This window comes from Undibacterium sp. SXout7W (assembly GCF_049339385.1).
In the GTDB taxonomy this organism is placed as follows: Bacteria; Pseudomonadota; Gammaproteobacteria; order Burkholderiales; family Burkholderiaceae_D; genus Undibacterium.
The window spans coordinates 1-7,327 of record NZ_JBMPPF010000038.1 but is presented as its reverse complement, the minus strand read 5'-3'; the positions used below and the strand labels follow the sequence as shown (position 1 = coordinate 7,327).

The following is a 7,327-nucleotide window of genomic DNA, read 5'->3' as shown; positions in this document are numbered from 1 at the left end:
CGCCAATGATAGTGCTGCAACCAGTGTGAAAGTAGGTTATCGTCAGGCTTGTATTCTGCGAACCCCCCGTTACCAGCGTAACGGGGGGTTTTGCTTTTACAGACTCCTCTTCGCTCTCCTCACGGCCTCGTCCTCTGCATCTACGACCGCTCATTCTCCGGGAAAACTAGAAGTCTCAAACTAGAGGCCTTATACTTTGAATAACAACAGTTTCAGCTCCAGCACGATCTATGCCTTGTTGATGTAACTTTGTTCATTGTTGTGCATAATGATAGTTACTCATATTCTAATGAAGCATATCAATATGTATTCGCAACGCCTCTCTCTTATCGTTTGTTTCGCAGCAATGATTTCACTGGCACTTGCAATGGGGATAGGGCGATTTGCATTTACACCACTTTTCCCCTTGATGCTCAGGGATGGCATTATTCAGTCCGAGATAGGTGCATTGCTTGCCGGAAGTAATTATTTAGGTTATCTGTTTGGTGCACTGATTGCGAGCCGCATTCGGGTGCCATCTGCAACCTTGATCTCAATAGGCTTGATTGGTATTGTTATCGTGACTGGCCTCGTCGGATTTACGATTACACCTTGGGTCTGGGCATTTCTGAGATTTTTTGCTGGATTATTCAGTGCATGGACATTGATTGCAACAAGCTCATGGGGCTTGCGTTGGCTTACATCTTTTGGAAAGTCGTATTTGGCAGGTGTCATCTATGCCGGGGTAGGGCTAGGAATTGCTTTGGCAGGTTTGTTTTGTTTATTGACAGCGCAGAATACATCCGCAAGCAAAATGTGGGTTGAGTTGTCTGTTTTGACCGGTATTGCTTCGTTATTTCCATTAATTGTAAGCCGATATTTCCCTGAGCCACCAAATATTGCTAATTCCTCCGTATTTGAGAATGCATTACCAACACCAGAGATAGATGCGCGCGGCATCATAATTTGTTATGGTTTATTTGGCTTTGGTTATATTTTGCCAGCCACTTATTTGCCTTCGCTAGCAAGACAATTGATGGATGATCCTCAGATATTTGGTTGGGCTTGGCCTATATTTGGCACGGCAGCAGCCATATCTACGATTGCAGTTTCTTTTCTGTTGAGAAAAATACGTCGACTGCATGTATGGGCTGCATCTCACGTTGTAATGGCTATTGGTGTATTTTTGCCTTCTATCTGGACTTCTATGACAAGTGTTACTTTAGCCGCATTATTTGTCGGAGGTACTTTTATGGTCATCACGATGATAGGCATGCAAGAAGCAAGATCTAGAAATTTAGAAAATTCAACGGCTATTCTTGCACGTATGACGTCTAGCTTTGCTTTTGGGCAATTGCTCGGGCCTATTGCGTTCGCAGCCATCCGTCACTTTGGACTCAATGAGGCAAATGCGTTGAGCTGGGCATTGCAGCTCGCTGCCTTATGTTTATTATTTAGTGCTGTTTATTTATGGCGTCAGGCAAATTATTTTCGTGATCTAAAGGTGTAAACCTAAGAGGCTACTATCTTCCCCAGCAAGATATTAAATGAAATTTTTATTCACTATTCGCAGTGATACATAGATAGATAAATACCTCTTAAATAACCGGAAAGTATCGCACAGCTTTATTCTTTTCCAACTAAACGAATGATTCTGTAGAGAGTGAAATTATTAATATTCATCAATCGAATGTTTGATATATGCAATGATGATTGTGAGATTTTGCTGCGGTGCGATATATTACGCATGTCTCCTCCAACACCTCCTAAGGTTTGGATTTTAGCCCGCTGATAGCGGGCTATTTTTTTATCTATACTCAAATTTTGGAAAATTTTTGTGCCAAGTGTTTCGTGATTTTGATTTCTCATTCATGGCTGGCGTATTACAAAAGATTATTTTGTCCTTGGCCGAAGTTCATGTTTGTCATAATGCTATCTTGCTGAGGAGAAAATCATCAGCGCTAACTTGTGTTTCTGACGCCTGAATTCCTATTCTTTTCCTCTTATTTAGTTAATATCGTTGTTAAATGATAACGATAGCGATCTCAACATAGAAAGTACAAAGCGTGGAAAATATGAATGCTACAGCGTGGGCTGTGGCCGCTTTTGCAGTATTGATTACAGGCATCTCTAAATCTGGTCTTGGAGGTGCACTTGGTGGACTTGCCGTTCCATTTTTATCTATGTGGATGTCTCCACGTAACGCCGCAGCGGTGATGCTTCCTATTCTTATTACGATGGATATGGTGGGTATTCGTGCGTGGAGTGGTAAAGCTGATTGGCATGATTTGAAGCTACTTGTTCCTGGTGCTGTGCTAGGTATTTTATTGGGGACATTTGCTTTTGGAGTGATGTCCGATCAATTGGTTAAGAGTGCGATTGGTTTGATCGCAGTCGGATTTACTTTGGACCGCTTGGTACGCAAACGTGGCCGGACACCTGCAGATCAACGGCCTCCCGGTATATTTGGTTGGCTGAGCGGTATGGTCGCTGGTTTTACAAGCACACTCGCTCACGCCGGCGGCCCACCTGTGATGATTTATTTGCTTTCCTGGCGTCAGCCTCGTGACACTTTTGTTGCTACGACTGTGTTTTTCTTTTTTGTGATTAATTTAGCGAAACTACCGTTCTATATCGGATTAGGTTTGTTTAGCCTTGAAACACTGAAGATGTCCGCTATTCTGCTGCCACTTGTTCCAATCGGCGTTTGGACCGGGATGCGTGTATTAAGATTGATACCGGAGAGACCATTTTATCTTTTTGCAACTGCCGCTTTAGGACTCTCTGGCATCAAGTTACTTTGGGATGGAATCATGGGGTAATTAGTTTGAATTGGCGCAGAGAAGTCTCAGTGCCAATTCAAATTCTTGATTGTTTTTATGCACTTGCATTGATCGGTGAGGTTTCGAAAATTTTTGCATGTTTGAAGTTTCCTTCATGGCCAATCAGACCATAGCGCTTAAGGAGCGTACGCAAAATATTTCGGCTAATACCCAGATTTTTCGCCGTCTGAACTTGATTTTGAGCGCAAAACTGAAACGCCGTATTGATCAGTGTTTCCTCGACCAGATCGAATAGTGTTGATTCACCGCATTCTATCCCTTCGATAAATAGTGCTTCCATTTTTTCTGAAAGCGCACTTCTGTTCCGATGTACTGAAGCGTTATCTGCATATTTTTCGACTAAGTGTGCCGATGCGTGTTGCTGGCCAACGACGTTATGTTCGATGGGTAATACTTTTTTTCTGGTCGCGCCTGCAAGCTTCAGATTATCAACCCGAATCGTACTATCACGACAGACGATTAAGCCATAGTGAATAACATTTTCCAACTCTCTGATATTGCCTGGCCATTCATAATTCAATAAAGCATATTCAGCATCCTTGGACAGGGTCACATCTTTCAATTTCATTTTACGGCTATAAATATCGATGAAATGTCGTGCCAGTGGCAAGATATCGCCCTGTCGTTCAAATAGCGGTGGAAGATTAATTGTTGCGACGCTCAGTCGGTAATAAAGATCTGAGCGAAAATGTTCTGCCTCAATAGCTTTGTCCAGATCAACGTTAGTCGCTGCTATCAGCCTTACATCAAGTGGTATCGGCTTACGTGAGCCGAGTCTGACTACCTGACGTTCTTGCAAGACACGTAATAACTTTACTTGCAGGGCAAGAGACAGATCTCCAATCTCATCAAGAAAAAGGGTGCCACCGTTTGCAGCTTCAAACCAGCCTGCACGTGCCTGCGTTGCTCCAGTGAAAGCACCTGTCTCATGACCAAATAACTCCGCATCGATTAGTGTCTCGCTGAACGCGCCACAGTTCACAGCAATAAATGGCCCCTTACGCTCACTATGCTGATGAATATGGCGGGCGACCAGTTCCTTTCCAGTTCCTGTCTCTCCAACGATTAAGGCAGTTGCATCGCTGCGTGCAATTCTTTCTACTTGCAACAGTAATTCTGCGGACTTGGGATCGTGAAACATCATTGCCTTGGCACGTATCGACAAGGCCATATTAGGAGTATCTGGGAAGGTAAGTAGTTTGTTCACAATTGGCTTTCTGGCTATGCGGGCTAATCTTAGCTGACAGGAATGACCTTCGTACCGGCTTATCGTCTGCTGGAATCCTGCGATGGCAGGGCAAACTGAAGCAAAAATCAACATATAAAAATAGCTGATGAAGTACGTGCAGTTTTGTTTCAATCAACATGACAACTAGCCTGCTTTACAAAACTGGATTTCACATAGAGTCTGCCACTCATTGACTGTCAGCGCTGAGGCTAACCAGACTAACTTGCAGCCCATCATTTGAGAACGAATATTTCTGATATTTCTTATCTGGTTTTTGCAAGCACGGTGACGCCCATCTCACTTACAAATTTCAATATCGCAATTTGAGTTGTGATGTGAAATGAGCTGATATCGGAAGAAACGAGTGGAAGCAGCTGCTGATGGATGTTCCCGCCAGCAGCAGTTTGGATGAAGAATCCAGGAGAATTGTGCTTAGTTAGCGGCGAAGCAGTAAAGCAGGCCAGCACCGCCTGTACTCACCAGGTTTTCCTGGCCACAGCCGCGGCTGGTATGAGTTGAATTCCAGGAGGTGTTACCACCGCCGGTACGATCAACATGGCCTAGCTGAACTGTTCCGTCTGCACCACTGCTTGTATAGTTTTTGCAAGTATGATCCTGATTATCCTGAAACGCACGTCCATCAGATGTTGATCCCGTGATGATATCGTGCTGGTTGGGCTTATCTCCAAATCCTTTTACCAATTCATTTTTCTCGTTCAAGGCAGTTGATCTGCTCAGGTTATTTCCTATTCTCGCAGCATCCAGCGTATCACCATGCAGATGTGCCAGGTCTTTTGCGATAACTACTCCGCGTGTGTTAAACCAAGGACCCTGACCAATTCTGTCTCGCGCATTGACGGCTGGTTGACTATTTGTTGCCTGAGTACTTAAATACGCACGCCAGGTTTTATCACCAGCACCAACACTGACCGCGAGCTGTTGGCAGTGCGCATCTGCACCTTGTAGTCCGCCTAAGTCAGCACCTTTTCCCTGACCTTCACTCGTGACAAAAAAACTCAGCGGTTTTGCTGGATCCGTAGATCGTGTTGCGCCTGCTGCATTCGCAGTTGCCTGAGCATAGCTTTCATGCGATGCCAGCAGACAGATAGCACTGATCAAGCTGATGAATCCTGGAGGTAGTTTTTTCATAAATATAATTTCCTTCATGTGACAAAAATAGCGGTGATCGTCAGAATGGTCGTTTATCGCCGGGATACCAGAACTTTGTATGACATTGCTCACATGTCTGGTCTATTCGGCCTCCGGCCTTCACTAAACGATCTGTACTTTTAGCATCTATTGCTGCAATCGCTTCCAGTGTTGCTTCGTGTAGTGCGTGAGCATGTTGATTAAATACCTGACGATTGGCAGCAATAGATTTTTCTATCTCCTCTGGTCGCAGCTCGACTGGATGGGTAGACGTGTTCGCGCCATCCACAGCAGTCTTGCGTCCTTCTATGAGCAATAAGTTGCTTGCTTCCAGAACGACCAGGGCATGTTGTCGAACCGTTGACCATTCTTCATCTGTCTTGGGTGAACGTTCTTCTGTACCGGCGGTAGTGCTGATAGTCGCTACCGAGTTCCATACGGCGTCGATATTAGGATCGATAATAGACTGCATGATTTCTTGTATGCTGGCAGTTGGCTTGAATGCAGTCGCAGTCTGTTCTTTTATCGCCTCTGTTTTTGAGCAAGCAGTAGTGAGTAATGTACCTAAACATAATATTGCTGCAACGCTTCTGAAAGCGATTTTCTGTTTTTTCTTTTTCATCTTTATCTATCAAAAAAAGCCAATGAAACGCCCTGCATAAGCCACACCAAACCAGCTTGTTAATGCAACGACTGCTGTTGCCTTTGCGACGAAAGGGCGGGGCGATTCTGATTTGCTAATCCTGCGATACCAAGTGATGTGCAATACAATCACACTGAACAATAGGATGAATTTGAACCAGAAAATAGGATTCGGATAATATTGTTTTGCAACGGGTAAAAAAATTGCCAGTCCTGATATGACGAGCAGAGCGAGACCAGCCCAGATAAATCCAGCAGTTGCTTTGAATAGGTCTGCACTGGATTGTTTAAGAATGCCAAATCCAAGCAATCTCAAACTGATCAATACAATCGGTGACAAAACAAAAATAATGCCAACGATATGGAGTAACTGTGCCGTCGCTCCGAACAAATGGTCCTGTCGTCGGATAACATCGCTGAGCGGATTATTTTGTAATAATTCAAAAACGTTATAGATACTCATGAAGATACTCCCGATAAGATTAAAGACCAGTGCCAAGATAAGGAATCAGACGGCCACAGCCAACTACTCCCGTCCACAGTACGATCGATGTCCAGCCTGCGAATCTCACCTCGCGTGGTAAGACGCTCAGTCCTTCCCACTGATCTGATTTTTTCCCCCATTTATATTCAAACCAGATGGCATTCAATCCAGCGAGAATAATCAGAAAAATTTTGAACCAGAACACTCCCAGAAAAAATAGTTTAGAGGCTTCGGAGAAGAACAAAACAACGCCCGTAGTCAGTGTGAGAGTAAAACCGCCCAGCAGCCATTTACGCAAAGGTCTGAGCACTTCACGCACTGGTACGTTATTCAAAAACAATCCAACAAGCCGTAAATCAACAAACAAAATTAAGCCGACAGATAACGCCAGTCCTATCAGATGAGCGCCTTCAATAATTGGAAAAGCGTAAACGGACTCACGTAGCGCATTGCCGACTAAAGTGTCGTCTAGTGCCTGAGAAATTTCGATCAGCGACATGATGATTCCTTCTTTCTTTATGCAAAAAATAAATGTGAAAATGAGATAGCAATAATGATGTTGTCAGTTGTTTTGCAACTACCGTGCCATGTTCATTTCAGCATGCAAAGCGATGTTCAACACTTGCAAAATATCACTCCGATGTACATGTTTATAGAGAGAAATCAGTGTATTCAATGAAATCAGACTTATGAATGGATGAATGGAAAAGTCGTATAGCAACTGTTGATTTTTCAGCAGTTTGAATATGGCAGATGCTGCAAATTCAACTGTCTCTGTTGAAATCAGATATGGCGCTGGAGGGATCGTTGTGTGATGCGGCATAAAAAAATGGGCACTTGTTCAGTGCCCATTCCGTGATTGCTGATCAATCTATTAAGGAATCTCTGATTAAGTAAACGCAACCTGATTGAGAAACGTTAATAGAAGCATGTTCGACCGTCAATCATTAAAGCCATGAGACAGACTACATTTGCCCAAGGAAGCTTTGAACGCTATGCCAA

At 43.8% G+C, this 7,327-nt stretch carries 8 protein-coding genes; 2 read left to right on the top strand and 6 right to left on the bottom strand.

Going from position 1 to position 7,327, the window contains the following annotated elements:
- Positions 1–304: 304 nt before the first annotated feature.
- A complete protein-coding gene (locus tag ACO0LB_RS20200) occupies positions 305–1,489 on the top strand; it encodes a YbfB/YjiJ family MFS transporter (RefSeq protein ID WP_423052440.1) in 1,185 nt (394 codons plus the stop codon).
- Between the two features lie 116 nt (positions 1,490–1,605).
- On the opposite strand, the gene ACO0LB_RS20195 is transcribed toward ACO0LB_RS20200, so the two are convergent.
- On the bottom strand, positions 1,606–1,848 hold the full coding sequence (locus ACO0LB_RS20195; RefSeq protein ID WP_423052438.1) for a hypothetical protein: 243 nt from the start codon (positions 1,846–1,848) through the stop codon (positions 1,606–1,608).
- Positions 1,849–2,054: 206 nt separating this feature from the next.
- Here ACO0LB_RS20195 and ACO0LB_RS20190 point away from each other — a divergent pair, with 206 nt between their 5' ends.
- Complete coding sequence (locus tag ACO0LB_RS20190) at positions 2,055–2,801, top strand: sulfite exporter TauE/SafE family protein (RefSeq protein ID WP_423052436.1); 747 nt, start codon at positions 2,055–2,057, stop codon at positions 2,799–2,801.
- Between the two features lie 55 nt (positions 2,802–2,856).
- Here ACO0LB_RS20190 and ACO0LB_RS20185 read toward each other — a convergent pair whose 3' ends face one another.
- The 5 genes from ACO0LB_RS20185 to ACO0LB_RS20165 all read right to left on the bottom strand — a co-directional run bounded on the left by ACO0LB_RS20185 (position 2,857) and on the right by ACO0LB_RS20165 (position 6,824).
- Positions 2,857–4,029 carry a sigma-54 interaction domain-containing protein gene (locus tag ACO0LB_RS20185; RefSeq protein WP_423052434.1) on the bottom strand — a complete coding sequence of 391 codons (1,173 nt, stop codon included), beginning with the start codon at positions 4,027–4,029 and terminating at the stop codon, positions 2,857–2,859.
- 453 nt (positions 4,030–4,482) lie between these two features.
- Positions 4,483–5,199 (bottom strand): lectin, encoded by a 717-nt coding sequence (locus ACO0LB_RS20180; RefSeq protein WP_423052432.1) that lies wholly within the window; start codon positions 5,197–5,199, stop codon positions 4,483–4,485.
- A 40-nt stretch (positions 5,200–5,239) separates the two neighbouring features.
- A complete protein-coding gene (locus tag ACO0LB_RS20175; protein ID WP_423052430.1) occupies positions 5,240–5,821 on the bottom strand; it encodes a hypothetical protein in 582 nt (193 codons plus the stop codon).
- A gap of 9 nt (positions 5,822–5,830) precedes the next feature.
- Positions 5,831–6,304, bottom strand: a complete 474-nt coding sequence (locus tag ACO0LB_RS20170; protein WP_423052428.1) for a DUF6644 family protein — start codon at positions 6,302–6,304, stop codon at positions 5,831–5,833.
- Between the two features lie 19 nt (positions 6,305–6,323).
- Positions 6,324–6,824 (bottom strand): DUF6644 family protein, encoded by a 501-nt coding sequence (locus tag ACO0LB_RS20165; RefSeq protein WP_423052426.1) that lies wholly within the window; start codon positions 6,822–6,824, stop codon positions 6,324–6,326.
- Positions 6,825–7,327 lie beyond the last annotated feature (503 nt).

What these genes read in the sequence shown, in the direction of transcription:
- ACO0LB_RS20200 (WP_423052440.1), top strand. Translation starts at nt 305, where the DNA reads ATGTATTCGCAACGCCTCTCTCTTATCGTTTGTTTCGCAGCAATGATT.
- ACO0LB_RS20195 (WP_423052438.1), bottom strand. Translation starts at nt 1,848, where the DNA reads ATGAGAAATCAAAATCACGAAACACTTGGCACAAAAATTTTCCAAAAT.
- ACO0LB_RS20190 (WP_423052436.1), top strand. Translation starts at nt 2,055, where the DNA reads ATGAATGCTACAGCGTGGGCTGTGGCCGCTTTTGCAGTATTGATTACA.
- ACO0LB_RS20180 (WP_423052432.1), bottom strand. Translation starts at nt 5,199, where the DNA reads ATGAAAAAACTACCTCCAGGATTCATCAGCTTGATCAGTGCTATCTGT.
- ACO0LB_RS20175 (WP_423052430.1), bottom strand. Translation starts at nt 5,821, where the DNA reads ATGAAAAAGAAAAAACAGAAAATCGCTTTCAGAAGCGTTGCAGCAATA.
- ACO0LB_RS20170 (WP_423052428.1), bottom strand. Translation starts at nt 6,304, where the DNA reads ATGAGTATCTATAACGTTTTTGAATTATTACAAAATAATCCGCTCAGC.
- ACO0LB_RS20165 (WP_423052426.1), bottom strand. Translation starts at nt 6,824, where the DNA reads ATGTCGCTGATCGAAATTTCTCAGGCACTAGACGACACTTTAGTCGGC.